1 pseudogene is annotated in these 273 nt (G+C 62.6%); it reads right to left on the reverse strand.

What is annotated here, in order from left to right:
• Positions 1 to 273 (reverse strand): annotated as a pseudogene (locus tag A3728_RS23520) (chromosomal replication initiator protein DnaA); the annotation flags it as partial.

Here is a 273-nt window from a genome sequence, read left to right on the forward strand (position 1 = left end):
TGTTGAGGGCCGAATTGGCAGCACCCTTCGCGGCGGCTGTTGCCGTCGCCTGCGGGGTTGCAGCCTGTGACCGGGGCGCGACGGGGGCCGCGGCCGCGGCATTCGCCATGACTGGCGTGCGCGGAGCGAGCGCAAACTTGAGCCGTTGCACCGAGGGCATGATCGCACTGATTTCATGCAGGATCAGGTCAGAGAAATTCTGGCTCACGTAGTTGCCGAAGAAATTGGTCGGCACTTCGAGCGTGCAGATACCGTCTTCCACGTGTTTGGGTT

Source organism: Sulfitobacter sp. HI0040 (assembly GCF_001634885.1).
Lineage (GTDB): Bacteria > Pseudomonadota > Alphaproteobacteria > Rhodobacterales > Rhodobacteraceae > Sulfitobacter.